The following is a 24,745-nucleotide window of genomic DNA, read 5'->3' as shown; positions in this document are numbered from 1 at the left end:
GTGAGCAGTAAGTGATTGAAACTGTAGTCTGATCTGACGAAATAGAGGGGTAGTTTATGTATCAGAACCTGCAAAACATCGGTATCGAAAATCCAGAGAACATCGAACGTTACACCCTGCGTCAGGAAGCTAATTCAGACACGCTGAAGATTTACTTTCACAAAGCTAAAGGTGAATTGTTTGCTAAAAGTGTGAAGTTCAAATACCCACGCCAACGCAAGAATGTCGTCGTCGACAGTGGTAGCGGTCGCTTCCGCGAAGTCACAGAGATCAACCGCAGCTTGTCATTGGTGGTTGATGAGCTGGATAAGATCGTTCGCCAAGAACAAAGCGAGCAAGACACCAAGAAGAAGATCCTTCGTGACCTTCGCCATCTGGAAAAAGTGGTTGCCAGCAAGATCGCAGAGATCGAAGCCGATCTGGAAAAACTATAGAAAAAAGGTCTCAGGATCTGGGATCCTGAGACCCGCTCTTCCTCAGAACACTTTGCCCCAGCCCAAGCCTTCCAATACCCGTCGCCAAACATCATCTACATTGGCCTCAATTACCAGGTTTTCGCCCGTTACCGGATGCCGAAATTCCGTGCGTGACGCATGAAGCAACAGTTGGTGACATTCAAATTCCTGACGAAACAGGCGATTGTGCCTGCCATCACCATGATTTACATCACCCACAATATGATGACTCAAGTGGTGCATATGACGGCGTAGCTGATGCTTGCGTCCGGTATGCGGTTTCATTTCCACCAGCGTGTAACGGCAGCTTTGGTAGCGCCCCATAGGGATCGGTAATTCGGCATGAGCAACCGGTTGGTACTCAGTCAGCGCCTCTTTGGCTTCAGGCTCAGCATTGGAGAATTTGTCAGCCACCTTATCCAGTTCTTCTTTGAGCGGATAATCCAGTGTTGCGCCCTCTTTGATCCAGCCACGAACAACCGCATGATAGGTTTTGTGAATATCGCGCCCGGCAAACTTTGGCATCATTTGTGAAGCTATATCGGAGGACAGCGCGAAAAGTAAAACACCAGAGGTTGGGCGGTCCAATCGGTGAAGTGGAAAAACATGCTGACCAATTTGGTCCCGCAGGGTTTGCATGACAAAGCGGGTTTCGCCTTTGTCGAGCCAAGAGCGATGTACCAACATACCTGAAGGCTTGTTGACGGCGATCAGCCACTCATCGCGATAAATTATTTCTAGTTCAGTTTGCATCTTAAAAGCAGTTATTGCGGTGTAAACAGAGCATCAATGTCCATCGAAACACGAGTAATGTCAGCATGCCCTTCCTGACCACGCATGGCTTCCTCCACATAAGGAGCGATAGAGAATGACTCAGGCAAAGGCTGGCCTTGTTGCAACAGGAACGCCATTTTGGGGATAAAAATCCATTGCAGCCATTCAGCACAACTCAAAGTATCAACCGCGAAAGGCTGGACACTTGAGAGAGCCTCGCTCGAGGGAGGCTCACTTTGCCAATGACCATGCGCTGCTAGCGTGTCTTTGAGTGCCAACAGCAAGGTACCGACTTTTTCGTGTTTGCTCATAGAAATTGCTCTCTTTTAACCGCTTTTGCGTCCAATGGGTTGAAATCTCTAACTGGCGCAAGCATATCATTAATCAATACCGAACGATCTGAAATCCACATTCTCATCGTTTAGTAAGCATTCAGTGAAAAGCGCTGTTACGAATCCCTCGCCACCAACAGGCGCGAGAATGGTAAACTCAACACAGTTTCACTCTCCGCCAATGAAGGCAACACGAATTAGAAGTCATCATGGAAAATACGCTCTCTCTAAACGCCATACTGAGTCAGGCAAACTGCGAATTTCTGGTATTCGATCTCAGCCGACGTGTCACGTCAATCAGTAATAAAGATTTTGTGGCGATTGAAGAAAACCGCATTGCCTACCCTTTCCCTGCGCAGCAACATGCGCAAATCGGCATCGCTTTCTGGCAACCAAATCAAGCTCCTTGGATTTGGTTTTTAAAAATGCCTTTGGATGAACGTGGCCTTCTCAATCAGGCAGCACTTGGTGATTTCATCCAATATGTGGCGCAAGCCATGGGAGCCACACTGGATAAAACACCGACGGAAGAAGAACAGGAAAAGCTTGCTGCCAATCCTTACACCTTTAATCCACAAGATGACAAGAAAGCCATATTCCATGCTTTCCTCACCGCTAAGCTGAACCAGCCTGCCAGTCAGTATTATGACCATGCCCAGCATTACGCCTCCGGCGAGCTTGGCTGGGAAGAGTGGCAAGGCGTTGGCCTTCAGGGAATCGCCGATCTTTGTGCGCGCATGGACAAACACAATAATCTAACGCTATTGCGTAAGGCTTTATCTAACATGCCACAGCCACCTAAATACGCGCTGCTTGGCTGCCTGGAACATTGCGATATCCCGGAGTCACTGGCAAATCGCCTTGAAGAAGAAATTCAGACCATGCTGTCTGGTGACGAAACCGATCTCTTCCTTCTCACCGCCCATGTACGGGCATTGGCTGGTGCGAAACCGGACGTCGTGCGCCGTATCGTTGAAAGTATGCTGGAAACCGAAGAGCTTCGTCATCGCGAAATGTTGATTGCGATTGCAGGGCGTTGCTGGCAGGCATTATCGAATGAATCGCTGTTAGACGCCTTTCTTGTCGCCGTTGCTGATCAAAAAGATCAGCCCTTCTTTCAGCAGATGGTGGCAGATCTAGTGATGATCCCAGCACTTCGTCCACAGGTATTAGCTCTACTGCACGGCTCCGCATCGTCAGCTTTACTTGATGCCGTGAAGCAGCTCCAGCAATCCGTGAAGGCTTAAAATGATGGCAGATCTGTTTTGGATATTACTTATCGCTATCGTTGCCAGCTTGTTCTGGCAACAACGTCGGCAGAGTGAACTGGCGAAAAACTATATCGTCCGTCGATGCCAGCAAACTAACGTGCAGTTGATTTCAATTGCGCGGGGCAGTCATTCCTTTGGTTGGCCAAAAGGGCCATTGGATATTCAAACCCGCTACTACTTCGAGTTTTCAGTGAATGGTTTGGATTGCTATCAGGGCTATGCCGTGATGAAAGGGATGCGAATCAAAGAGATTTATATGCCAGCGTATCCGGTGTTGGAGGAGTAATCTTTTTCGTTTTCCAAACGCACAAAAAAGAACGGGCGCGACTTTCGTCGCGCCCTTAAGGTCTTACTTGCAGCTATCCGGCTACGAAATTTGCTCCCTGCATCAATCCTTGATCAGTAGCTGATTCCTTCAGCGTTATCCTTATCTCTCCTTCCTGGAGGTGTCCTTCGGTCTCACCTTGACCCATCGAGCTTTCCCAGTCTCGACTCTCATCCTCATCCTGAGGGTGTCCTTTACTTCGTCCTGAAGTGATTCCTTAAGCCCCCAATCCCGGGTTGTCCTAAGTGTCTTCCTGACCAGCAAACTTCCTGTTTACTGTACGGTTCCTTCCGTGTCCCTAATCCGCTTTCCTTGCTGGTAACACAATCCTTGCATCACCTGCTCTTCCTGAGCTGCCAAGTTCCGTGGCTTTAGTTCCTGTTCCGTGTGTCAGCATCCTTCCGACACCGCAAAGATTACGCGAACCAATTTCCAAAACAACCAACTCCAAGGTGATTAAACTCACACTTTTATACAGAGTCAGGCGTGATATCTCTATCTCTTTGTTTTTTATAGAATTAAAAAATTGAACTTTCTGGAAATCTCACTTTAAAACAGTGTATTCCCACGCCTTTGTAAGAGATCTCTCACAAGCTTGTAAGTCATCACCACGGAATAAACATGCTGTTCTGTAAAGGTTAATTGAGAAAGATCAGTATATATCTCTAGATTGTCATCAGGATGTAGTCAAAGTCACGAACAAGAAGAGAAAAGAGAAGAAGATTCTGAGGTAGGAACATGGCAAGGTTTTCTCGTCTGGCATTTTATAAACGCACAAAAAAGAACGGGCGCGACTTTCGTCGCGCCCTTAAGGTCTTACTTGCAGCTATCCGGCTACGAAATTTGCTCCCTGCATCAATCCTTGATCAGTAGCTGATTCCTTCAGCGTTATCCTTATCTCTCCTTCCTGGAGGTGTCCTTCGGTCTTACCTTGACCCATCGAGCTTTCCCAGTCTCGACTCTCATCCTCATCCTGAGGGTGTCCTTTACTTCGTCCTGAAGTGATTCCTTAAGCCCCCAAATCCCGGGTTGTCCTAAGTGTCTTCCTGACCAGCAAACGTCCTGTTTACTGTACGGTTCCTTCCGTATTCCTAATCCGCTTTCCTTGCTGGTAACACAATCCTTGCATCACCTGCTCTTCCTGAGATGCCAAGTTCCGTGGCTTTAGTTCCTGTTCCGTGTGTCAGTGTCCTTCTGACACCGCAAAGATTACGCGAACCATCATCCTAAACAACCCACCCAAGCCGGATTGCAGTCACAATTTTAGTCTCTCAGCAAAAAGAAAAAAATAAACCCTTGTTTTTAATAATATTAATAGAAAAGAAAAAGACATTTTCTCGTGAGAAAACAGGATAATCCTACCAATTTGTAAGAGATATCTCACAAGCGATTGAGACAGGTTTAAACACGAGCCTCTATACTTTCGAAACATAACTTAGGCTTTAGGGCCCACGGAGGAAAACATTAATGGAAGTGTTTAACCACAATCTAGAAAACCTGTTTCAGCAATTAGGGCTCCCTTCTGATCGCGAGGCGATTACCACCTTTATTGCTAACCATCACCTGCAAGCTGGCGAAAACCTAACCTCTGCTGGCTTTTGGTCCGCCAGTCAAAAACAATTTCTCGAGGAAGCTAAACTGCAGGACGCTGATTGGGTTGAGCAAATTGACACCCTTGATACCTTGTTGCGTAAGAGCTGAAGTTGCGGTATTCATTGCCCTCAGCCACTTCGTGTAAGCCACGAATTTTGACATTAGGGAAGAGACAATGAGTACTGATTTTACCCCCTTACTTGAACAAGCTATTCAATCTTTAGTGAGTGAGGGAAAAGAGCCGACCGTCGCGTTAATTAAAAGCCGGCTTGCCAGTCCGGTGCCTATGCCGCTTATCATCAGCGCGCTCCAGCGATGGAAAAAAAGCGGCACTGTGCCAAAAGTTGAACTGGTAAAAAAGGAAGACGACGCCGACGCCCGTATTAAAGCCTTAGAAGAAGAGGTGAAAGCGTTGACAGAACGTCTTGAAGCCCTTGAGCAACGCCTTCCTTAGATTGGTTAAAGCGAGATTACTGAAAATCCCACGATAAGTTCGAAACCAATCGGCAATCGTCGCATTTGAAATGGAATACATCGTGGAGTGGTGATTCAAGTAACCAGTCGCCGCCACATTTCGGGCACCGACGCGCCAGTTCCGATTCCGCATCCTTACCGCCAACACGGTACTGATAGTAGTAGGTGGGCACTTTGGTCAGATATTCGATACGTCCGCGAATGTCCCAACCTTTTCGGAACAGCAAACTCTCTACATCCTGAATCTCTGCGAGCGCTGCGTGTTCCGCTTTGAATGCTCCAGCCATCTGAATTTCATCACACGCTTGCCATTCAGTTTGCCACTTTACTTCCGCTTTATGGTCGCCGTTAAAGGTCGCTGGGATGTGGTAAAGTGGAATTGGTAGTAAGGTTTCACCGCAACGCAACGGTGAACAGGTATGGACGTAGGTGGTGTACATCACCTGCCAGCTACGCTCAATCTCTGGTGCGCTCTCTTCGGAGTTGATATCACGCCCTAACACCTTCACCTTGGGGGATAAGAGGCTCGCACCCGCCAGTTGGTTAAGCTTCTGTTTAACCTGTGGGCTGTTGTATTTTGGGTTCAGACTGTCTTTTTCAGGACACACCACACGGACGTGGAATTGCCCGTCGCCCAGTACTATAGGAAACTCGCGCCCCAATACCTGACCATTATAGCGAAGAGCATCCATCAGCCCATTTACCGCGCGGTCTACTGCAGAAATTGTTGTATCGTCGAAGCACTCAAACGTTAGCTCAACCACATACATAGACGGTTATACCTCGGGCTCGAGTTGCTCAAGAAACGCTTCAATATTAGGTGCTAGTACCATTCGCTGCTTGGTACCAATACGTTCCTTAATCACTTCACCGCTGACGTTACAAATCGAAACCACATCCAGTTCATTATTCGTCGCCGCTATAAAGATGGTCGGATTATGCTTGAGGCGCTTTTGCATCAGAAGATGGCCCAGCATGTTCTCTTGAAGTCGCGGTAAATCTTCTTCACTCCATACCTGAATGATTTCGAGTGAATCTCCGTCAAATTTTACCGCCATGTCTCCACAATACTGAGCCGCGTAGAACGACTTAATATCCTCATGCAGAGAAATACCAATACCTTCTTCCACATTAGAGAAGTCCGCCAGCTCTTCACGTTGAACCGGTTGCCAAATCACCACCTCGTCAGTTTCCTGCAGCACACAAGGCGATTCCAAGCCAAGATAGGCGTCGCTTTGTGGCTTAGAACCGTGTTTCTGGTGCCAGGCGTCCACAAAGCGCTCACTGAAAGACCAAAGCGCACGGGAGACAGAGTGATTCATTAGCAAGATTCCTCAAGATTCAGTAAACTTTGCGCATTCTAATCGATCCGTGGCAAAACCGTATGAGCAAATATCAAGATGCAAAAGAACTTGCTGGCCTGACGTTGGGTCAGAAAACGGACTATCAGGAGCACTATGCCCCTGAACTGCTGCAGCCAGTACCACGAAGCCTTAACCGCGATGACCTTGATTTGGGCGATTCGCTGCCATTTACCGGGTACGATATCTGGACGCTCTACGAACTGTCTTGGTTGAACAAAAAAGGGCTGCCTCAGGTGGCAATTGGTGAAGTTCGCCTGCCGGCTACCACGCCAAACCTGATTGAATCTAAATCCTTCAAGCTTTACCTGAACAGTTTCAATCAAACCAAATTTGAAAGCTGGCAAGAGGTAGTAGATGTGCTGGCGAAAGATTTGTCAGCATGTGCAGGTGCTGACGTGGATGTCACCCTATCTCCGCTGGAAGAATTTACCAATACACCGGTGATCGCTTTTGGCGGTGAGAACATCGACGAGCAAGACATTGAAATCGACAGCTATGAGTTTGACTCATCACTGCTTGAAGGCGCGGCTGACGGCCCAGAGGTCACTGAAACCCTAAACAGTAATCTGCTGAAGTCTAACTGTCTTATCACCAGCCAGCCTGACTGGGGTTCAGTACGTATTGCTTATAAAGGTAAACGTATTAACCGCGAAAAACTGCTGCGCTACATTGTGTCATTCCGCCGCCACAATGAATTCCATGAGCAGTGTGTTGAACGTATCTTCATTGATCTGATGAAGTACTGTCAGCCAGAACTGTTAACTGTTTATGCGCGTTACACCCGCCGCGGTGGCCTCGACATCAACCCATACCGTACTAACATGGGTAAAACGCCAAGCGAAAACAATCGACTGGCGCGTCAATAATCCTGTCTACAGGCTCTGACATCAGAGCCTGTTTTTTCTTTAATCAGGTCAGTTGACCCAGGGAACGAAAATACTCAGCCATGCGATTCTTGCCAGCCGCACTGCTCTCCTGCTCTTTGCTTTTCGCCGCTTTTGCCGATGCGAGGCTCTATTCCACGTCCATTCTGGCAGAAGCCGAAGCGCTGATCCCGACCGCACCGGAAAAGGCCCTCGAAGTCACTGAGCGCTACCTTTTGCAGCGTCGACTGGCAGAAACCTCTAATCGACCGCATAGCAACAACGAATCAGACCGTTCGATTCGCACACCATTGAATACGGTGCATGCTTACCTAATTACTGCCAAAGCGCATAGTGCTTTGGGAAATCATTACGCGGCCTGGGAAGCGTTAGGTAAAGCCAAAAACATGGTCGAAGAAAACGGCATGAAGCATGCAAAGCTTGAAATTATGCTGACGCAAGCAAGCATTCTTTACTATTTGGATGACAAGCCTGATGACGCAGTGGCGATGCTCAACGCCCTTCTCGGCAATATTGCGTCTATCAGCGGCCCGCGTCCGTCCAGCATCTATCGGCTCGACTTCGAAGCCAAGCTGTTAAACGCCATCATCACTGCCGAGGATGAAACAGAAGCCGATAGTTTGGCACAGTTTACTGAGGTGGAAAAAGCGCTCGGTAGTCAACCGAATATTGAACAGAAAGTCCGCTACCAGATTGCTGTTGGTAATTATTACTTGAGCATTGAGTCTTATGAGCGTGCACTGTCTGACCTCCTGAGTGCTTACTGGCTTGCCAGCGAGAATGACTTGGCCGCACAAATTGCCAGTGCTAGCCTGTCGTTGACCAAGCTTTACAAGCAGCAAGGTGCGATGGACAAAGCATTGCAACACGCCAATCAGGCTGCGGAGTTTTATGAGCGCTATGACCTGAACCGCGGATTTTCAGAAACCCAAACCCTTCTAGCAAATATCTACAGTCAACAAGGCCGCTATAACTTTGCATTGGTGCATTATTTCAATGCCCTCGATATTGAGAACATGCTGTCGCGTGCCACCAACATTGCTAACATCAATGTCTCCATCGCCCGTACTTACCTTAAGTTGCTGCGCTACAACCAAGCCGATGAGTACGTCACCCGTGCAATTGGTGTGGCGCAAAACCATGAGCTCGCCCTTCCACTCGCGCAAGCCCTGTTGCTAAAAGGTGAGCTGGCTATTCTGGAGAAAGAGCCGGATGTTGCAATAGACGCTTTAAAACAAGCCATGCAAAACGCCGAATCCCTCAAGAATCGGATACTGATGCTTGAATGCCTTGCACGTTTGTCTCATGCGTACGAGCAAAAAGGCGATTTTAAGCAGGCGCTGAATATCCAGCGTCGCTTTGACCTCATCGATAAGCGTAACGAAAGCCACAAACAAATTCAGGAAGCCGAATCGTTCAAACACCGCCAACGGGTGATTGAACGTCAGTTGCAACTTGAAGACATGCAGCGTAAACAGGCAGCGGATGAAGAAATCATCGTCGAGCAAAAGAAAATCAATCTCTTTCTAATTGGTAGCCTCGCTGTCCTCATACTCATATTGGTGCTAAGACACCGAGCGGCCAGCTCGCGTCAACATCAACTCGAAGACCTACAAAAAGAGCTGTATACCCACCCTAGAAGTGGATTAAGAAACCTGCGAATGTTGAACGACAGGCTCTCCAACTCGCTGGCTAAAAGCAGTGCTCACTTTGAGCAGTGGTATCTGGGCGAAATGATCCATGAGCCGCTGAGCGACAAACTCAGCTTTGCCATGTTTGAAGTACCTTTCCTAAAAGTTGTGTACCTACAACATGGCTATCATCAGGGTCTGGATCTGGAGCGTAAGCTTGGTGATTACATGCAATCCCACATCAAAAAGCCCGCGCGTCTTTATCACTTCTCTGACGCCATGTTCATCTACATTGAGCCGAATGCCGAAACACTGAACGAACCGGATAAACTGGCAGGAAAAATTCAGTCGCTAATTGATGATTTTGTCCAGGAAAACAGACTAGAAGACGTCGATGACCGCCTTCGTATCGGAATGGCAGATTACCCTTTTCTACCCCGTGCATTTACGTCAATTAACGACAAAGAACTTATCGACATCCTACTGATGGCAACGAGTGCAGCACGTCAGGCAAGTAAATTGGAGCACACCAGTCACTGGGTGCATTTAAGTGCCATAGATTCGACCCCAGCGGCCTGTTTTGCTGACAATAATGTCCGCCAAGCCTGCTTGGACGGCATCAACACTGGCCTTATAAAGGTCAAAACTTCGGCACTCAGTGCAATTAACTGGCAGACGGTTCACGAATCTGATAAAAACTGACGCCAATCTATTGATAGCCCAAGTAATAAACCGTTATAGCTAAGCGTTGCACACGTGCAATAGTGAAATAACAGCTTCAATTGCAGACTTTTATTGCGCTGCATTGGAGATTGGAGATGTAGTCGCGTTTTATGTCCAACTTCTCGTCAGATGATGATGTCATCCTATTTAAAGAAAAGTTGCAGCATTCTCAGCTGGTTTTCCGTGATTTAGCTCTTAAATCGCGGCGCGAAGCCACGATCCTGAAACGTCTCATCTCACGATTGATAGCCGCCTCACAAGTCCATGATGATAAGGTTCTCAACGAGCGTCTCTCACAAATCCGACGCGAGCTTGACTCTCAGGAAGATGTCAGTAGATTGATACCGCAGCTCGCATTGGTAGAGAGAATGGTTAACAGACACAATCAGGCAACGGAACGTGCCAAAGACTCACTGGAATGCCAATTCCAGCAAAGCGGGGAAACGCTCAAATGTCTTCCCGGCTTGCCTGCGCAGTTAAAACGCGACCTACGAACCCTGTTAACCAGCCCAGCCGCAGAACAGAAAGGCAGTACAGAGAAAATCGTTGCACTGCTTCAGCTTTATGAGCGCGCCCTTAAACTACTTTCTCTGCCATCTAACGGCCTCAGTGCTCGCGATCTCCTCAATATCGATCGTATTAACCAGCTTTGTAGTGAACTCCAACACCTAATCACCGAACTCGACTTTGATGGAGAAGTTGGTGACCGCCTCTTGGATATTCGAAGCCGTTTGTTGCTATCACCGGATGCGCAAACTCTTCTTGAACTGACCCTAGAATCTGTCCAGTTGATTCTTGATGGCACGCGCAATGAACGTAAAGCATCGCAAGCATTCCTTTCTCAGCTCAATGAAGATTTGTCGATTCTTCAGCGCCATAATGGCCGCTCTATCGACAGCTCTCAGGCCATTGCTACTCAACGCAGCTCATTGAATGAAGAATTAGCGGCATCAGTCGATTCGATCAACATCCATCTTAGGGATGCGGAATCACTGGAAGAATTACGTCCTAACCTGTCTCAGGTCGCAGTCAATCTCGCCTCTCTGGTAGCCCGCAACCGTGAGTTGGAAGAACGTGAGCAACAGTTAATGGAACAGCTGCAGCATAACGAGCAGAAGCTCGAAGCGCTGTACCAACAGACAATGGATTATCGTCGTCGTCTTGGCGATCAGGAACGTAAACTGCTTCTTGATCCACTCACGAAGGTATACAACCGCGCCGCCCTTGATGATCGTCTAGAGCATGAGTACCGGTGTTGGATTCGCTACCAAACTCCTTTTTGTCTCGCGATGATCGATATCGACCACTTCAAGAGCGTAAACGATCAGTATGGTCATTTGGTGGGTGACAAAGTCTTGAAGGTCGTTGCCCGCACTATCCACCAATGTCTGCGCGATACTGATTTTATCGCCCGCTTCGGTGGTGAAGAGTTCGTAATACTGCTGCCAGACGCAGATGAAGAAACTCGCAAAGTACTTTTGAATAATGTGCGCGATACGGTTTCACGTTTACCGTTCAAGTTTAAAAACACCCGATTGACCATTACGGTCTCTATCGGTGCGAGTCTGTTTAAAGACAACGACAACACAGTTGAAGTTCTTGAACGCGCAGACAATGCCCTCTACAACGCTAAGCACAACGGCCGCAACAAGCTTGTTTGGGCTTAATCGCCCACTGCTATCAAACACCTACCTATTTTCTTACCCTACGGCGTTTTTCTTTTTTAATACCTGAGCTGGCTAAACTGCTTTTCTGTGTGTATGGTTAAATAACACACTGATTTTTAAACCATTGAAAATAAATTCTGATAAAAACGAAATGGTGTCACCTACACCCTCCCTCTAATACAGTGTGCTTTCTCTACACAGGAGGTGATTATGATCACTCACATCAGCCCAGTCGGGGCAATGGATCTTCTTTCCCAGCTTGAAGTAGACAGACTGAAAGATACTGCTAAAAGCGACCTCTATCGTTTATACCGCAACTGTTCGTTGGCGGTACTGAACTCTGGCAGCCACACTGACAGCTCTAAAGAGTTGCTGGAAAAATATAAATCGTTCGACATCCGTGTCATGCGCCGTGAGCGTGGTGTAAAACTCGAGTTGATAAACCCACCTGAACACGCATTTGTCGACGGCCGTATCATCCGAGGTATTCAGGAGCATATGTTCTCTGTGCTGCGCGATATCATTCACGTCAATGTGCAGCTGGAACACGCCAAAGTCTTTAACCTGACTAACTCCAGCCACGTAACAAACCTGATATTTGATATCCTGCGAAATGCAAAAACCTTGGTACCCGGCAAAGACCCAAATCTGGTGGTCTGTTGGGGCGGTCACTCCATAAATGCGACCGAATACCAGTACACTCGCGAAGTTGGCCATGAGCTTGGTCTGCGCGAACTCAATATCTGTACCGGTTGTGGACCGGGTGCGATGGAAGGCCCTATGAAAGGTGCTGCGATTGGTCATGCGAAACAACGCGTGACTGGCAGCCGATTCCTTGGTCTGACAGAGCCATCGATCATCGCCGCTGAGCCGCCAAACCCGATTGTAAATGAGCTAGTCATTCTCCCTGATATTGAAAAACGTCTGGAAGCCTTTGTGCGTGTCGGCCACGGCATCATTATCTTCCCGGGGGGCGCGGGTACTGCAGAAGAACTGCTTTATTTGTTAGGTATCTTGATGCACCCAGATAATGCCAACCAACCCATGCCTGTGGTACTGACTGGCCCGAAAGAGAGTGAAAATTATTTCCGCGTCATTGATGATTTTATCCGTGATGTGATTGGCGAAGAAGCCACGAAATACTATGAGGTTGTGATTGGCGATCCGGCAAAAGCAGCGCGTATTATCAAACAAGGCATGCCTGCAGTGAAAGAGCACCGCCAGTCAACGGGTGATGCCTATTCATTTAACTGGTCACTGAAGATTGCACCTGAATTCCAACTGCCGTTCGAACCAACCCATGAAAACATGGCAAACCTCGACCTGCACATGAATCAGCGTCCGGAGCTTCTGGCTTCCGCACTTCGCCAAGCTTTCTCGGGCATTGTTGCTGGTAACGTAAAAGAGGAAGGTATCAGGGAAATTGAGCGTAATGGCCCATTCAAGATCAATGGCGATGCTGTGCTGATGAAGAAGATGGACAAACTCCTTCGCGGGTTTGTGGAACAGCAGCGCATGAAGCTGCCTGGCTCAGAATATATTCCCTGTTACGAGATCGTTCAGGGCTCTGATGGGCGATAGGCTTTCATTTATCTCTCAAGCAATTAGAATGGCCCCAACGGGCCATTTTTATTTGGGTAATCCATGTCAATTCACCTTGTCATCATTGATGCCATGAACCTCATCCGCCGGGTGCACGCTGCGCAGCCAGATCCGGAAGATATCGCCTCGACGATTCAAGTCTGCACCCGTGCATTGACCAAGATTATCCGCTCTTCAGAGCCCACCCACATTGTCGCTGTGTTCGATCATACTGAGCAGGACAGAGGCTGGCGCGCAGAACTGATTCCGGAGTATAAACAGGGTCGCAAACCCATGCCTGAGGCCCTGCAAGCTGGACTAGATAAAATTCAGGATGCGCTTTGGGATATGGGCATTGATTCGCTGCTTTCGTCCGGCGACGAAGCCGACGATATGATTGCCACTCTCGCGATCAAAGTAGCCAGCCGAGATGGTCAGGTCACGATCGTTTCCACCGACAAAGGCTATTGCCAGTTACTACAACCAACGCTGCGCATACGCGATTATTTCCAGCAGCGCTGGCTCGACAGTCCGTTTATTGAAAAAGAATTTGCCGTTCAACCTCAACAACTAACTGATTATTGGGGGCTGACAGGTATTAGTTCAAGCAGCGTATCAGGCGTGCCGGGTATTGGCCCGAAAACGGCGTCGACCCTACTGCAACGTTACGATACTTTGGAGCAGCTATATGCAGCAGAAGATGTTGAGCCTAAATGGCAGAAAAAGCTGGAAGGCACAGAGGAACTGGCACTTCGTTGCAAGCAGGTAGCAACACTAAAAACGGACATTACTTTGGGTTTTAACCTTCAGGATATCCGCTACAACGCACTCTAATTCTTATAGAACCCAAGGATGAAAAAAGCAGCCAATTGGCTGCCTTTTTGCTATTTCAGTACCCGAATATGTACGGTAATTTCTTCCCGGTCGTGATAAAGATGCTTTGCCTGCATCTCGAATTTTAGCCCGTTTTCAATCAGGAACTTTTTTAGGTTCTGTAGATCTTCTTTCACCTGCTCAAAACGGCGATTCATTGGTAACTTCAGGTTAAAGATGGTTTCTTTCGCCCAGCCCTCAATCAACCACTCGCCCATCAGTTGTGCAACACGGTAAGGCTTTTCAATCATGTCACACACTAACCAAGTCACGTTTTTACGTGGAGGCTCAAACTTAAAACCGTCGGCAGCATGGTATTTCACCTGACCGGTTTCCATCAGGCTTTCCGCCATCGCACCGTTATCAACCGCGTGAACGAACATAGAGCGCTTCACCAGTTGATACGTCCACCCCCCCGGACAAGCGCCAAGATCAACCGCCCACATTCCCGGTGCTAATCGTTCATCCCACTCATCTCGAGGAATAAACGCATGGAAGGCTTCTTCAAGCTTCAGTGTCGAACGGCTTGGAGCATCCGCTGGGAACTTCAGGCGATGAATACCCATATAATGAGGCGAATTGTTGTTCGACAGTGAGTATCCCACGAAACAACAGCCCGGCGCAGTAAAACACACGTGCAGCACCGGCTTTTTCGGGTTGTCTTTTGCCAGCAATACGCCGCGTTTACGCAACGCCTGACGCAATGGCACAGTGAATTTTCGGCAGAATTTCAGCAACTCTTTTGCTTGTGCAGTATCTGGCGTTTCCACGCGGATATCGCCACATTTTGGCAGTTCACCGCCAAGCGCCAGAATCGGTGAAATACGGTCACCTGGATCCAAATCATTCAGTGTATCCACTACAGCAATCATCTGACGCGCAAAGATCAATGAGGTCAGCGGCAACTTCTGAAGCAGTTTTTCTGCATCGCCTTGCTGGTAACACTCAAACAGCACGTAGCCAGTGTTCTTTTCCACACGTGGGAAACCGTACACTTCGACTCCTGTCGCTTTGTCCTGAATCTCACCCGCACACTCTTTTTCAAAGCCCTGGCGGCAATACAATAAAATCTGGTTCATCTCGGGCCTGCTACCTATAAAAATGACGCGACATTATGATGAAGCAAGGTGCTGAACTCAAGCTTTGCGCCAGAGAGAGACTGCCGCGAGTAACCAACCAACCAAAAAGAAAGTCCCTCCCAGCGGAGTAACAGGCCAAAGCCATCGCCAATCTGTCAGCGCCAAGCCATACAAACTACCACTAAAGCAGAGAATGCCTACCACAATAAACCCACACGCAATGGAGAGCAGACGCTGTGGCTGAGTTCGATACCAAAGCCCGAGAGCGAGCAATGCCAGTGCATGCCAGAACTGATACTGAACACCCTTCTCGATAATAGAGAGCTCATAAGCAGGAAGCTGCGCTTTTAAGGCATGGGCAGCAAACGCGCCAAGCGCAACTGCAATACCAGCAAACACGCAACCAAGTGAGGCATAATGCCGACCATTCATTAGCACACCTCTTTGATAAACGCCGCGATGTGATCAGCTGCCATTTGACGGTTACCGATTTCGGTGTGGCCCGATGCTTTTCGCGGTTTGAAGCTGTGGTCCCCATCAGGAATGAACGTGAGAGTGACCTTATCTGATAATGGGTAGCTTTCCAGCTCAGCACGGTTACCAAAGGTATCTCGTTCCCCCTGCAAAATCAGCGTGGAAAGTGGCAACTTTCCAAGGTGTTCACCCTTGTCTTTTTCTGGTTTACCTGGCGGGTGAAAAGGGAAACCTAAACAAGTTATACCTTTAAGCCCTTGAACATCAGCGAGGTGACTTGCCATTCGCCCTCCCATGGACTTTCCGCCAATGACCGTCTTCTCAGTACCATATTCGGCAATCACTTCTTTAAACGCCTCCAGCAGTTTAGGCGCGCGATCTGGAGGGCGTTTCTTGCCATCTTCAGCGCGTTTAATCATATAAGGGAAATTGAAACGCACAACACGAATGCCGTGCTCAGCAATCATCCCTGCCACTTCCGCCATGAAATCATGCTCCATGCCAGCTCCGGCACCATGGGCAAAAATAAAAGTATGTTCGGTAGATACTGGGCCATCAATCAACACACGCTGTTCTGAAAATTCACTCATGCAGAAATACTCTCCTGTTCGGCAGCAGCTTTCGCTAATACCCATTCCCTAAATACAGCGATACGGCCTGAATCCGCATCTTTCTGTTGGCTAACGAGATAAAACGCATTCTTACTCATCAAGAAATGCTCAAACGGACAGACCAGTCTGCCAGATTCCAACTCTGGTTGTGCAAGTACATTGTTACTCAATGCGATGCCTTGCCCCAGTGCGGCTGCCTGAAGCACCATGGTGGAGTGACTAAAAATCGGGCCATAATTTAGATTAATGTCACTAATCTGATAGTACTTAGCGTAAGTCTTCCAGTCCTTTCTTGTTCTGTCATGAAGTAAAGTGTGATGCTTCAAATCTTCGAGACTATGGAGTGGCTTAGGCCCATTGAGTAATGCTGGACTACATACTGGCAGCAGAAACTCCGGATAAAGTTCATCACAGCGCAGTCCAGGCCAATTCCCTCTTCCATAGTAAATGGCTACGTCGACATCGTCTGTCAGTGAGCCATCTTCCATGTCTACAGCTTTAATGCGCACATCAATCTCTGGATGTTGCTGGTTAAAGTCCGCCAAGCGAGGCACCAGCCACTGAATCGCAAAACTTGGCGGCAGACTGATAGTCAGCGCTCCTTTCGCACTACGTTCCAGCACTCTGTCTGTGGCATCAGCCAAAGAAGTAAATATATCTTTAATATCAAGAAAATAGCTTTGACCTTCTTCCGTCAAAAGTAACGAGCGATTACGGCGTCGAAACAGCTTTAAACCAAGAAATTCTTCCAGTGCTTTTATCTGATGACTCACCGCAGCCTGGGTCACAAATAGCTCTTCAGCGGCGCGGGTAAAACTTAGATGACGGGCAGCTGCTTCAAACACACGGAGCGAATTGAGGGGAGGGAGACGTCGAGCCATAGTGCGTCCTTAGTGAATAAGTTTTTCTAATGAACAGTATTATAAAATGTCGATTGTTCTGGCTCCAGAGAAAACCTATAGTTTGCGCGCACCACGGGATTATCGTTCCCTACGTACGACAAATGTTGTGGTTGCGATGTTGTGTTTGCATATTTCGGCACCGCCGAAATTCGGTAGAGAAATCTACTTTTCATACTTGCTGTATTTTTTGAATCCTATCAATCAAAAAATTTGTCGTAGCACTGAGCAAATTGCTCGGTGCTTTTTTTTGTCCTTCGTTTCGTCCTGAAACCATTTCACATCCATTACTTTCTCTTGAGTTAATATTACGAAAAAGCGATCATTCGCCTCTATAACTGAGTCAGTGAAGTGAAATCAAAACCATGACTAACCGCCCTTTTGACGTAGATACCATCCGACGCGATTTTCCATCGCTGGATCAGCATATCCATAGCAAGCCACTGGTTTATCTGGACAGTGCTGCCACGTCTCAAAAACCAAGGGCGGTGATCGAGAGTATTAGCCAATACTATTCCGGGGCCAACGCCAATGTGCACCGTGGTTCTCACTCACTGACCGCATCAGCAACCAACCGCTTTGAAGCGGCCCGCCAGACTGTTGCTGATTTCCTGAATGCGCCAGTCGAAGGCATTGTCTGGACACGTGGCGCAACGGAAGCACTCAATCTGATTGCACAGACCTATGCCCGGCAGAAACTGCAACCTGGCGATGAGATCATCGTGACTGAAATGGAGCATCACGCCAATATCGTCCCTTGGCAGATAGTGGCAGAACAAACCGGTGCAAACGTAGTCAAGTGGCCGATTAACCCACAGACGTGTCAATTGGAGCTTGCTGAACTGGATAACTTGCTGACGTCTAGAACACGAATGCTGTGCATTGCGCATATTAGCAACGTGACAGGCACAAGAAATCCCGTTGAAGCGGTCATTGAGAAAGCTCACATGGCAGGTGCAATTGTGGTGGTTGATGGCGCGCAGGCTGTGGTGCATGAGAACGTTGATGTGACATCTATGAATGCCGACTTCTATGTTTTCTCCGGTCATAAGCTGTTTGCGCCTGCTGGGATCGGTGTATTGTATGGCAGACCTTCCCTGCTGAAAACGATGCCACCGTGGCATGGCGGGGGGAAAATGGTGGAGAAAGTGAGCTTTTCCGGTACCCAGTATGCGGAGTCTCCAGCGAAGTTTGAGGCAGGCACTCCCAATGTCGCAGGTGCCATAGCACTGGGGGAAGCTATTCACTGGCTGGCCAACATTGACCATAAAGGAGCAGAAGCGCATATTGCTGCGCTTCAGAACCAGCTGCTCGAAGGTATCCAAAATATCGAAGATCTGCGCATCGTCGGGTTACAACACGGAGCCAGTATCGTTGCATTCATCATCGATGGCGTTCATCACTCCGATATCGCCACCTTACTGGATCAACAGGGTATTGCGGTGCGTTCCGGGCATCACTGTGCTCATCCATTGATGGATGCACTTAGCATCAATGGTTGTGTGCGTATTTCTATTGCCCTTTACAATACCGAAGGCGACATATCACGCTGCGTCGCCGCCATTCAGAAAGCCTGTGATTTGCTTTAAAATGTCGACAATTTTTTCGCAGACCATTGAGTTGACCCATGACCAATATATTGCCATCACATCCATTTGGCTCTGACATTTCTACTGATGACATTTTGAATCAGATGTTGAAATGCAGAAGCTGGGAAGATAAATACCGTCTGGTTATTCAGATGGGAAAAAAGCTACCAACCATGGATGAAACATTAAAAGCCGACAGTATTTCCGTACCTGGATGTGAAAGCAAAGTATGGCTTACATGGAAAAATTGCGAGGGAGTCTACTTTTTTACCGCAGATTCTGACGCAAGGATTGTTAAGGGATTGTTAGCGATAATCCTTGCTGCTGTCGAAAGAAAGTCCAAAGAAGATATTCTTTCTTTTGATTTCGAAAGCTACCTGGAAGCTATGGATCTTCTCGGCCATATCAGCCAATCCCGAAGTAATGGTGTCCGCGCCATCATTAATCAGCTAAAAGCCTTATAGAACCTGCCCTATAGCGGTGTTTTCCCTACAAAATTCACCGCTTTAACTGACCACTTTACCGTACAGGTGACACTTTAAATCTGAGAGGTCAGTCAATTATTTTATGTTTGTATTTGCAGAGTCAGAAGTTTCTTCCTTAAATTCACGTGGTGGATTTTTGAGCAATGAAAATACCTATTTAACGCATCAATAAACGGTGAATAAAATAATAAAATTGCTTATTAAACACAAAAAACACCTTAATAGATCCAAACAAAAACCATAAATTAACATCGCGTTAACTTACGGTGTTTTGTTGTAGATCAAGATCTTGTTTCTATAATTCTCTTCTAATTCCTTTTGCCTTACTCATAAGATTGTATATCTTTAATTCCGGTGGTCATAAAACCATCACATATAATAATTATTCTAAATCCGAGACTAAATGAGTTTCCATAGTCTCAACCCTTACGCGCTAAAACTAAAAAATTACAGGTGCCTGTATTTTTGGATAACCAAATGCAGTTACAGGGGTCAAAGTTCAATTGCTTGTTGTAAAGAATGGAGTCAACAATGAAGAAACTCGCGCTCATTACCGGTTCTAAAGGTGGCATCGGCTCAGCGATCACGGAAAAATTGGTAAGTCAGGGCTATCGCGTAATTGCTACCTACTTCACCGGAAACCTGCAGTGCGCTGAGGAATGGTTTGAAGAGAAGAAATTCAACTCAGATCAGGTTCGCCTGTTCGAACTTGACGTGACCAGCACAGCTGACTGTGCAGAGCGTCTCCCCAAACTACTTGAAGAAGAAGGCACTATCGATGTTGTCGTTAACAACGCTGGCATCACACGTGACGGTCTCTTTAAGAAAATGGCAGCAGATAACTGGCATGCAGTTATCGATACTAACCTCAACAGTCTTTTTAACGTAACCCAACCTCTTTTTGCAGCTATGTGCGAAAAAGGCGGCGGCCGTGTCATCAATATTTCATCTGTTAACGGCCTAAAAGGTCAGTTTGGTCAAACCAACTATGCAGCGGCGAAGGCTGGCATGATTGGCTTCACCAAGTCACTGGCTTTTGAAGGTGCGAGATCCGGAGTGACCGCCAATGTCGTAGCTCCTGGCTACACGGCAACCCCAATGGTCGAAGCCATGCGCGATGAAGTGCTTGAGTCTATAAAAGGTGAGATTCCAATGAAGCGACTGGCTCGTCCGGAAGAAATTGCAGATGCAGTCGCGTATCTTGCAAGTGACGCAGGTGCTTACATCACAGGGGAAACGCTGTCGGTCAACGGCGGCTTGTACATGAACTGATTGGGGAAGATTAAACATGGAAAAAGTGTATATTGTCGCGGCTAAGCGTACCGCGATCGGTGCATTCACAGGTTCTCTGAAAGATGTTCCAGCAGGTAAGCTGGCGGCATCTGCAATCAAAGGTGCTCTGGAAGCTGGTAATGTTGCCCCAGATGCCATCAATGAAGTTATTCTCGGCAACGTCGTTAGTGCTGGTCAAGGCATGGGCATTGGCCGTCAGGCTGCCATTTATGCAGGCTTACCAGAAACCGTTCCAGCTTATGCCATCAATATGGTTTGTGGCAGCGGCATGAAAGCGGTCATGGATGCGGTTACACACATTCGCTGCGGCGACGCAGAAGTGGTTGTGGCAGCTGGTGTCGAGAACATGTCTCAAATCCCGTTCGCAGCGTCAGGCTCCCTGCGCGGCGGACAAAAAATGGGCGATATCGGCCTCAAAGATCTTCTGATCAACGATGGCCTGACAGACGTCTACAACCAATATCACATGGGCGTTACTGCTGAGAACGTTGCTGAACTCGTTGGCCTAAGCCGCGAGCAACAAGACGCGTATGCGCAGCAGAGCCAACAAAAGGCCGTTGCAGCTGTGGAAGCGGGTCGTTTCAAAGATGAAATCGTTCCGGTTGAAGTACAACAACGCCGCCAAACCGTCATTTTCGATACTGATGAATATCCTAAATCAGACTGCACGCAAGAAGGTCTGGCGAAACTTCGCCCAGCCTTTAATCGCGAAGGCACAGTCACTGCGGGTAACGCATCAGGTCTAAACGACGGTGCCAGCGCTGTGATCCTGGCTTCTGAATCTGCGGTTCAACGTCTTGGTTTGAAACCGCTGGTTGAAATCACCAGCTATGCGCAAGTTGGGTTAGATCCAAAAATCATGGGCCTCGGCCCTGTGGGTGCAGTAACAGAAGCTCTGAAAAAAGCAGAGTTATCTATTTCCGACATGGATCTGTTTGAGCTCAACGAAGCCTTCGCTGCCCAGGCTCTGGGTGTTGTTCACCAACTGGCGGACACACACAGCGTAAGCACTGACAGCATCTTGGAGAAGGCGAACGTCAATGGTGGCGCAATCGCATTGGGTCACCCACTCGGAGCATCAGGTAACCGTGTGTTGGTTTCACTGATTCATGAGTTGGAAAAACGCGAAGGCACATATGGTGTTGCTTCGCTTTGCATCGGCGGCGGCATGGGTACGGCAGTTGTCGTGAAACGTGCTAATAGCTAAGAACGTTAAACCCCTTGGATCTAATTAATACACTTAGGAGAAACACCATGTACACAGATATGTTTAAAGCATTCTCTGAGCAAACTGAAAAAACTCTGGCACCTTACGTTAAGTTCAACAAACTGGTTGCTAAGAACGTTGAAACTCTGACTGAACTTCAACTGAGCGCAGTAAAAACTTACAGCGAAATGGGTCTGGCACAAGTTAAAGCAGCAAGTGAAGTGACTGACGTAACTTCTATGACTGCTTACAGCAGCCAACAACTGGCAGCGCTGACTAAACTGTCTCAGCAAATGATGGATGACAGCACTAAGCTGCAATCTATCGCGAAGGAGTTCAAGGAAGATCTGGAACAACTGACTACTGAAAACCTGAAAGCTGCTCAACCAGCTTAATTTTAGGTAGACCCGCCCTCTCGCTGCAGAGGGCGGTGTTGTTTCCGATCAAGAGGGTTTACACATGTATCAGAACTTCTTCTCGGACTACCTTGTAAAACTCCAAGAGAGTAACCAGCAATGGTGGAAGGATCTTGAGCAAGGCAAGGCAGCCGTAAACACCCCCCTGAACAAAGCCATACAAGAGCAAAGTCTCGAAGACACAGCAAAACTTCTTGAGGGTGCTGCAAATCAACCTGCCGCGATGCTGCAAATTCAAATGCAGTGGTGGGAACAGCAAATGCAAATCTGGCAAAATGTAGCGCTTGCGGCAAACAATGAAGAAATTGTGACGCCGGAAAAAGATGACAAGCGTTTTCAGGATAAAGGCTGGCAGGATGAAGTGTTCTACAACTTCATCAAACAATCATATCTTCTGTTTGGTCGTACCTATCTGGAAACCATCAATGCGGTGGAAGGATTAGATGACAAAGCCAAAGAGCGTCTGAACTTCTTCTCTCGTCAGGCGATTAATGCCATGTCACCGAGCAATTTCGTGGGGACTAACCCTGAGCTGCTTAAGCTGACTATGGAGAAAAACGGCGAGAATCTGGTGAAAGGACTGCAAAGCCTGCAAGAAGATATCGAGTCCAGCTCTGATATCCTCAAGGTACGCATGACCAACAACAACGCATTCCGTATTGGTGAAGATATTGCCAATACACAAGGCGATGTTGTGTTCCAGAACGAACTGTTTGAGCTGATTCAGTACCGTCCTTTGACTAAAACTGTCAACGCGACACCACTTCTTATCGTGCCACCATTCATCAACAAGTACTATATCCTTGATCTTCGCGAGAAGAACTCGATGGTGCGCTGGTTGGTCGAACAAGGTCACACCGTATTTATGATGTCTTGGCGCAACCCTGGTGTTGAGCAGAAAGACGTTGAATTCGGTGACTATGTGACAGAAGGCGTCGTGAAAGCAGTGTCTGCGATTGAAGACATTACCGGTCAATCGCAAATCAACGCCGCTGGCTACTGTATCGGTGGTACCGTGCTGGCATCGACCATCGCGTACTACGCCGCGAAACGCATGAAAGCCCGCATCAAGTCTGCATCTTTCTTTACTACGCTGCTCGACTTCGGTCAGCCAGGTGAAGTGGGTGCTTACATCAACGATAGCGTGATCAGTGCGATTGAGATCCAAAATACGGCACGCGGTTACATGGATGGCCGCTCATTGAGCGTTACCTTTAGCCTGCTGCGTGAAAACAGTCTGTACTGGAACTACTACATCGATAACTACCTCAAAGGTAACAGCCCGGTAGATTTCGATCTTCTGTACTGGAACAGCGACAGCACCAACGTAGCAGCAGCGACGCATAACTTTATGCTTCGTGAGCTGTACCTGAACAACAAACTGGTTCAGGACAAAGGCGTTAAAGTGGGTGGCGTTTGGATCGATTTGAACAAAATCAAAATCCCAACCTATTTTATCTCAACCAAAGAAGACCACATTGCACTTTGGCAAGGGACTTACCGCGGCGCACTGAATGTGGGCGGCAACAAGACCTTTGTACTGGGTGAGTCAGGCCACATTGCTGGTATCGTGAACCACCCAGCAAAAGGTAAATATGGTTATTGGGTAAACAGCGAGCTAAGTGAATCTGCTGACGATTGGTTTGAGTCTGCCGATCACAATTCAGGTTCGTGGTGGACTCATTGGGATGAATGGCTTTCCGCTTACAATCCGAAGGAAAAGATCGAGCCGTACGCACAAGGTTCAGAGAACTTCCCTGTGCTCGGTGTTGCTCCAGGTAACTATGTGAAGCAAGTGCTTCCGATTCAACCTGAAGCAGAAGCAAAGCCAGCAGCCAAAAAGCCCCACGCTAAAGCTGATGCTTAAACGCTAGAAAACAAAGAAGGCCGCGTGAATTCGCGGCCTTCTTTTTTTGTCTCTAAGCCGTTTATTTTTTCGCGGTCAGCTTGGCAATGATGCGCGAAACAGCAACAAAACCAAAGGTTGCAGTGACCATGGTTGCGGCGCCAAATCCACTGGCGCAATCCATTCGCTTCGGGCCTTCTGCCGTCGCTTTTGTTTCACACACCGAGCCATCAGGTTGAGGATACTTCAGCTGTTCTGTTGAAAACACACAATCGATACCAAACTTACGCCCTTGGGTTTTAGTGAAGTTGTGGAAACGGCGAAGATTGTTGCGAAGTTTTGCCGCCAACGGATCCTGAATCGTCTTAGTTAAATCAGCGACCTGAATTTGCGTCGGATCGATTTGACCACCCGCACCACCGACAGTAATAATTTTGATTTTGTTGCGCTTACAGAACGCCAGCAACGCGGTTTTTGGCTTGATGCTGTCGATGGCATCAAGCACGTAGTCATAATCTTTGGTGATGTACTCAGGAATATTATCTTCCGAGATGAAATCATCAATCAGATTGATTTTGCAATCGGAATTAATCGCGCGCACGCGCTCTGCCATCACCTCGATTTTGCTTTGACCCACAGTGCCAGACATCGCGTGAATTTGACGATTAATATTGGTAACACACACGTCATCCATATCGATCAGGGTCAACTCACCAACACCGCTTCGGGCGAGCGCTTCAACGGCCCATGACCCCACACCGCCGATACCAATCACACACACATGCGATTGGCGCAGAATCTCAAGCTCAGTAGCGCCATATAAACGGCGGGTACCGCCAAAGCGTTGCTGATAGCCTTCAGATGCAGGTTGAGTCGTTGTCATAATTGTTCGCTCTGTT

Annotated in this window: 25 protein-coding genes; 16 read left to right on the top strand and 9 right to left on the bottom strand. The window is 47.8% G+C overall.

The window, feature by feature from the left end; translation table 11 throughout:
- Positions 1-56: 56 nt before the first annotated feature.
- The gene (locus K6Q96_RS03330) at positions 57-434 is read left to right on the top strand and encodes a DUF3461 family protein (RefSeq protein WP_251877774.1); all 378 of its coding nucleotides are present in this window, start codon (positions 57-59) and stop codon (positions 432-434) included.
- 42 nt (positions 435-476) lie between these two features.
- Here the strand turns inward: K6Q96_RS03330 and truC are convergent, their stop codons facing one another.
- Complete coding sequence (gene truC / locus K6Q96_RS03325) at positions 477-1,208, bottom strand: tRNA pseudouridine(65) synthase TruC (protein ID WP_251877772.1); 732 nt, start codon at positions 1,206-1,208, stop codon at positions 477-479.
- Positions 1,209-1,219: 11 nt separating this feature from the next.
- Entirely contained in the window at positions 1,220-1,540 is a 321-nt protein-coding gene (locus K6Q96_RS03320; RefSeq protein WP_251877770.1) for a YqcC family protein, read from the bottom strand.
- A 230-nt stretch (positions 1,541-1,770) separates the two neighbouring features.
- Between K6Q96_RS03320 and K6Q96_RS03315 the strand changes: the two genes are divergently transcribed.
- The 4 genes from K6Q96_RS03315 to K6Q96_RS03300 all read left to right on the top strand — a co-directional run bounded on the left by K6Q96_RS03315 (position 1,771) and on the right by K6Q96_RS03300 (position 5,204).
- The gene (locus tag K6Q96_RS03315) at positions 1,771-2,808 is read left to right on the top strand and encodes a DUF3549 family protein (RefSeq protein ID WP_251877768.1); all 1,038 of its coding nucleotides are present in this window, start codon (positions 1,771-1,773) and stop codon (positions 2,806-2,808) included.
- A gap of 1 nt (position 2,809) precedes the next feature.
- Positions 2,810-3,118 (top strand): DUF3301 domain-containing protein, encoded by a 309-nt coding sequence (locus K6Q96_RS03310; RefSeq protein ID WP_251877766.1) that lies wholly within the window; start codon positions 2,810-2,812, stop codon positions 3,116-3,118.
- Between the two features lie 1,506 nt (positions 3,119-4,624).
- A complete protein-coding gene (locus K6Q96_RS03305; RefSeq protein ID WP_251877764.1) occupies positions 4,625-4,858 on the top strand; it encodes a DUF2789 domain-containing protein in 234 nt (77 codons plus the stop codon).
- Positions 4,859-4,925: 67 nt separating this feature from the next.
- Positions 4,926-5,204: a hypothetical protein gene (locus tag K6Q96_RS03300; RefSeq protein ID WP_251877762.1), complete on the top strand. Its 279-nt coding sequence runs from the start codon at positions 4,926-4,928 to the stop codon at positions 5,202-5,204.
- A gap of 16 nt (positions 5,205-5,220) precedes the next feature.
- Here the strand turns inward: K6Q96_RS03300 and K6Q96_RS03295 are convergent, their stop codons facing one another.
- Positions 5,221-5,994 (bottom strand): Zn-ribbon-containing protein, encoded by a 774-nt coding sequence (locus K6Q96_RS03295; protein WP_251877760.1) that lies wholly within the window; start codon positions 5,992-5,994, stop codon positions 5,221-5,223.
- Between the two features lie 6 nt (positions 5,995-6,000).
- The gene (gene syd / locus K6Q96_RS03290) at positions 6,001-6,546 is read right to left on the bottom strand and encodes a SecY-interacting protein (RefSeq protein ID WP_251877758.1); all 546 of its coding nucleotides are present in this window, start codon (positions 6,544-6,546) and stop codon (positions 6,001-6,003) included.
- 62 nt (positions 6,547-6,608) lie between these two features.
- Here syd and queF point away from each other — a divergent pair, with 62 nt between their 5' ends.
- The 5 genes from queF (at position 6,609) to xni (ending at position 13,908) form a co-directional block, all read left to right on the top strand.
- On the top strand, positions 6,609-7,454 hold the full coding sequence (gene queF / locus K6Q96_RS03285) for an NADPH-dependent 7-cyano-7-deazaguanine reductase QueF (RefSeq protein WP_062667569.1): 846 nt from the start codon (positions 6,609-6,611) through the stop codon (positions 7,452-7,454).
- An 80-nt stretch (positions 7,455-7,534) separates the two neighbouring features.
- On the top strand, positions 7,535-9,805 hold the full coding sequence (locus tag K6Q96_RS03280; RefSeq protein ID WP_251877756.1) for a tetratricopeptide repeat protein: 2,271 nt from the start codon (positions 7,535-7,537) through the stop codon (positions 9,803-9,805).
- 131 nt (positions 9,806-9,936) lie between these two features.
- Positions 9,937-11,493 (top strand): GGDEF domain-containing protein, encoded by a 1,557-nt coding sequence (locus K6Q96_RS03275; protein ID WP_251877754.1) that lies wholly within the window; start codon positions 9,937-9,939, stop codon positions 11,491-11,493.
- A gap of 210 nt (positions 11,494-11,703) precedes the next feature.
- A complete protein-coding gene (gene ppnN, locus K6Q96_RS03270; protein WP_251877752.1) occupies positions 11,704-13,074 on the top strand; it encodes a nucleotide 5'-monophosphate nucleosidase PpnN in 1,371 nt (456 codons plus the stop codon).
- A gap of 63 nt (positions 13,075-13,137) precedes the next feature.
- The gene (gene xni / locus K6Q96_RS03265; RefSeq protein ID WP_251877749.1) at positions 13,138-13,908 is read left to right on the top strand and encodes a flap endonuclease Xni; all 771 of its coding nucleotides are present in this window, start codon (positions 13,138-13,140) and stop codon (positions 13,906-13,908) included.
- A gap of 50 nt (positions 13,909-13,958) precedes the next feature.
- Here the strand turns inward: xni and rlmM are convergent, their stop codons facing one another.
- Genes rlmM through K6Q96_RS03245 form a run of 4 tightly spaced genes read right to left on the bottom strand, consistent with a single transcriptional unit; the run spans position 13,959 to position 16,992 of the window.
- Positions 13,959-15,026, bottom strand: a complete 1,068-nt coding sequence (gene rlmM, locus K6Q96_RS03260; protein ID WP_251877747.1) for a 23S rRNA (cytidine(2498)-2'-O)-methyltransferase RlmM — start codon at positions 15,024-15,026, stop codon at positions 13,959-13,961.
- Positions 15,027-15,083: 57 nt separating this feature from the next.
- Positions 15,084-15,458 (bottom strand): DUF423 domain-containing protein, encoded by a 375-nt coding sequence (locus tag K6Q96_RS03255; protein ID WP_251877745.1) that lies wholly within the window; start codon positions 15,456-15,458, stop codon positions 15,084-15,086.
- Complete coding sequence (locus K6Q96_RS03250) at positions 15,458-16,090, bottom strand: alpha/beta family hydrolase (protein ID WP_251877743.1); 633 nt, start codon at positions 16,088-16,090, stop codon at positions 15,458-15,460. The genes K6Q96_RS03255 and K6Q96_RS03250 overlap by 1 nt, the downstream gene beginning before the upstream one ends.
- Positions 16,087-16,992, bottom strand: coding sequence for a transcriptional regulator GcvA (locus tag K6Q96_RS03245; protein ID WP_251877741.1), 906 nt, complete (start codon positions 16,990-16,992; stop codon positions 16,087-16,089). The genes K6Q96_RS03250 and K6Q96_RS03245 overlap by 4 nt, the downstream gene beginning before the upstream one ends.
- 383 nt (positions 16,993-17,375) lie before the next feature.
- Here K6Q96_RS03245 and csdA point away from each other — a divergent pair, with 383 nt between their 5' ends.
- From csdA to phaC, 6 genes are all read left to right on the top strand, one after another.
- Positions 17,376-18,599 carry a cysteine desulfurase CsdA gene (gene csdA / locus K6Q96_RS03240; RefSeq protein ID WP_251877740.1) on the top strand — a complete coding sequence of 408 codons (1,224 nt, stop codon included), beginning with the start codon at positions 17,376-17,378 and terminating at the stop codon, positions 18,597-18,599.
- Between the two features lie 38 nt (positions 18,600-18,637).
- The gene (gene csdE / locus K6Q96_RS03235) at positions 18,638-19,063 is read left to right on the top strand and encodes a cysteine desulfurase sulfur acceptor subunit CsdE (protein WP_251877738.1); all 426 of its coding nucleotides are present in this window, start codon (positions 18,638-18,640) and stop codon (positions 19,061-19,063) included.
- Between the two features lie 552 nt (positions 19,064-19,615).
- Complete coding sequence (locus tag K6Q96_RS03230; RefSeq protein ID WP_251877736.1) at positions 19,616-20,356, top strand: SDR family oxidoreductase; 741 nt, start codon at positions 19,616-19,618, stop codon at positions 20,354-20,356.
- Between the two features lie 16 nt (positions 20,357-20,372).
- On the top strand, positions 20,373-21,584 hold the full coding sequence (locus K6Q96_RS03225) for an acetyl-CoA C-acetyltransferase (RefSeq protein WP_251877734.1): 1,212 nt from the start codon (positions 20,373-20,375) through the stop codon (positions 21,582-21,584).
- A gap of 47 nt (positions 21,585-21,631) precedes the next feature.
- Positions 21,632-21,979 carry a phasin family protein gene (locus K6Q96_RS03220; protein WP_251877732.1) on the top strand — a complete coding sequence of 116 codons (348 nt, stop codon included), beginning with the start codon at positions 21,632-21,634 and terminating at the stop codon, positions 21,977-21,979.
- Positions 21,980-22,043: 64 nt separating this feature from the next.
- Complete coding sequence (gene phaC, locus K6Q96_RS03215) at positions 22,044-23,867, top strand: class I poly(R)-hydroxyalkanoic acid synthase (RefSeq protein ID WP_251877730.1); 1,824 nt, start codon at positions 22,044-22,046, stop codon at positions 23,865-23,867.
- Between the two features lie 61 nt (positions 23,868-23,928).
- Here the strand turns inward: phaC and tcdA are convergent, their stop codons facing one another.
- A complete protein-coding gene (gene tcdA / locus K6Q96_RS03210) occupies positions 23,929-24,729 on the bottom strand; it encodes a tRNA cyclic N6-threonylcarbamoyladenosine(37) synthase TcdA (protein WP_251877728.1) in 801 nt (266 codons plus the stop codon).
- Positions 24,730-24,745 lie beyond the last annotated feature (16 nt).

It is taken from the genome of Grimontia kaedaensis (assembly GCF_023746615.1).
Classification (GTDB): domain Bacteria; phylum Pseudomonadota; class Gammaproteobacteria; order Enterobacterales; family Vibrionaceae; genus Enterovibrio; species Enterovibrio kaedaensis.
The sequence above is the reverse complement of the archived record's forward strand: the minus strand, read 5'-3'. Positions and strand labels throughout refer to the sequence as shown.

Coding starts and splice junctions, on each gene's coding strand:
- K6Q96_RS03220 (WP_251877732.1), top strand. CDS start 21,632: ATGTACACAGATATGTTTAAAGCATTCTCTGAGCAAACTGAAAAAACT.
- csdE (WP_251877738.1), top strand. CDS start 18,638: ATGACCAATATATTGCCATCACATCCATTTGGCTCTGACATTTCTACT.
- K6Q96_RS03305 (WP_251877764.1), top strand. CDS start 4,625: ATGGAAGTGTTTAACCACAATCTAGAAAACCTGTTTCAGCAATTAGGG.
- rlmM (WP_251877747.1), bottom strand. CDS start 15,026: ATGAACCAGATTTTATTGTATTGCCGCCAGGGCTTTGAAAAAGAGTGT.
- K6Q96_RS03280 (WP_251877756.1), top strand. CDS start 7,535: ATGCGATTCTTGCCAGCCGCACTGCTCTCCTGCTCTTTGCTTTTCGCC.
- K6Q96_RS03300 (WP_251877762.1), top strand. CDS start 4,926: ATGAGTACTGATTTTACCCCCTTACTTGAACAAGCTATTCAATCTTTA.
- K6Q96_RS03255 (WP_251877745.1), bottom strand. CDS start 15,458: ATGAATGGTCGGCATTATGCCTCACTTGGTTGCGTGTTTGCTGGTATT.
- K6Q96_RS03310 (WP_251877766.1), top strand. CDS start 2,810: ATGATGGCAGATCTGTTTTGGATATTACTTATCGCTATCGTTGCCAGC.
- K6Q96_RS03230 (WP_251877736.1), top strand. CDS start 19,616: ATGAAGAAACTCGCGCTCATTACCGGTTCTAAAGGTGGCATCGGCTCA.
- K6Q96_RS03330 (WP_251877774.1), top strand. CDS start 57: ATGTATCAGAACCTGCAAAACATCGGTATCGAAAATCCAGAGAACATC.
- K6Q96_RS03275 (WP_251877754.1), top strand. CDS start 9,937: ATGTCCAACTTCTCGTCAGATGATGATGTCATCCTATTTAAAGAAAAG.
- K6Q96_RS03250 (WP_251877743.1), bottom strand. CDS start 16,090: ATGAGTGAATTTTCAGAACAGCGTGTGTTGATTGATGGCCCAGTATCT.
- truC (WP_251877772.1), bottom strand. CDS start 1,208: ATGCAAACTGAACTAGAAATAATTTATCGCGATGAGTGGCTGATCGCC.
- xni (WP_251877749.1), top strand. CDS start 13,138: ATGTCAATTCACCTTGTCATCATTGATGCCATGAACCTCATCCGCCGG.
- tcdA (WP_251877728.1), bottom strand. CDS start 24,729: ATGACAACGACTCAACCTGCATCTGAAGGCTATCAGCAACGCTTTGGC.
- phaC (WP_251877730.1), top strand. CDS start 22,044: ATGTATCAGAACTTCTTCTCGGACTACCTTGTAAAACTCCAAGAGAGT.
- K6Q96_RS03245 (WP_251877741.1), bottom strand. CDS start 16,992: ATGGCTCGACGTCTCCCTCCCCTCAATTCGCTCCGTGTGTTTGAAGCA.
- K6Q96_RS03295 (WP_251877760.1), bottom strand. CDS start 5,994: ATGTATGTGGTTGAGCTAACGTTTGAGTGCTTCGACGATACAACAATT.
- ppnN (WP_251877752.1), top strand. CDS start 11,704: ATGATCACTCACATCAGCCCAGTCGGGGCAATGGATCTTCTTTCCCAG.
- syd (WP_251877758.1), bottom strand. CDS start 6,546: ATGAATCACTCTGTCTCCCGTGCGCTTTGGTCTTTCAGTGAGCGCTTT.
- K6Q96_RS03320 (WP_251877770.1), bottom strand. CDS start 1,540: ATGAGCAAACACGAAAAAGTCGGTACCTTGCTGTTGGCACTCAAAGAC.
- csdA (WP_251877740.1), top strand. CDS start 17,376: ATGACTAACCGCCCTTTTGACGTAGATACCATCCGACGCGATTTTCCA.
- K6Q96_RS03225 (WP_251877734.1), top strand. CDS start 20,373: ATGGAAAAAGTGTATATTGTCGCGGCTAAGCGTACCGCGATCGGTGCA.
- queF (WP_062667569.1), top strand. CDS start 6,609: ATGAGCAAATATCAAGATGCAAAAGAACTTGCTGGCCTGACGTTGGGT.
- K6Q96_RS03315 (WP_251877768.1), top strand. CDS start 1,771: ATGGAAAATACGCTCTCTCTAAACGCCATACTGAGTCAGGCAAACTGC.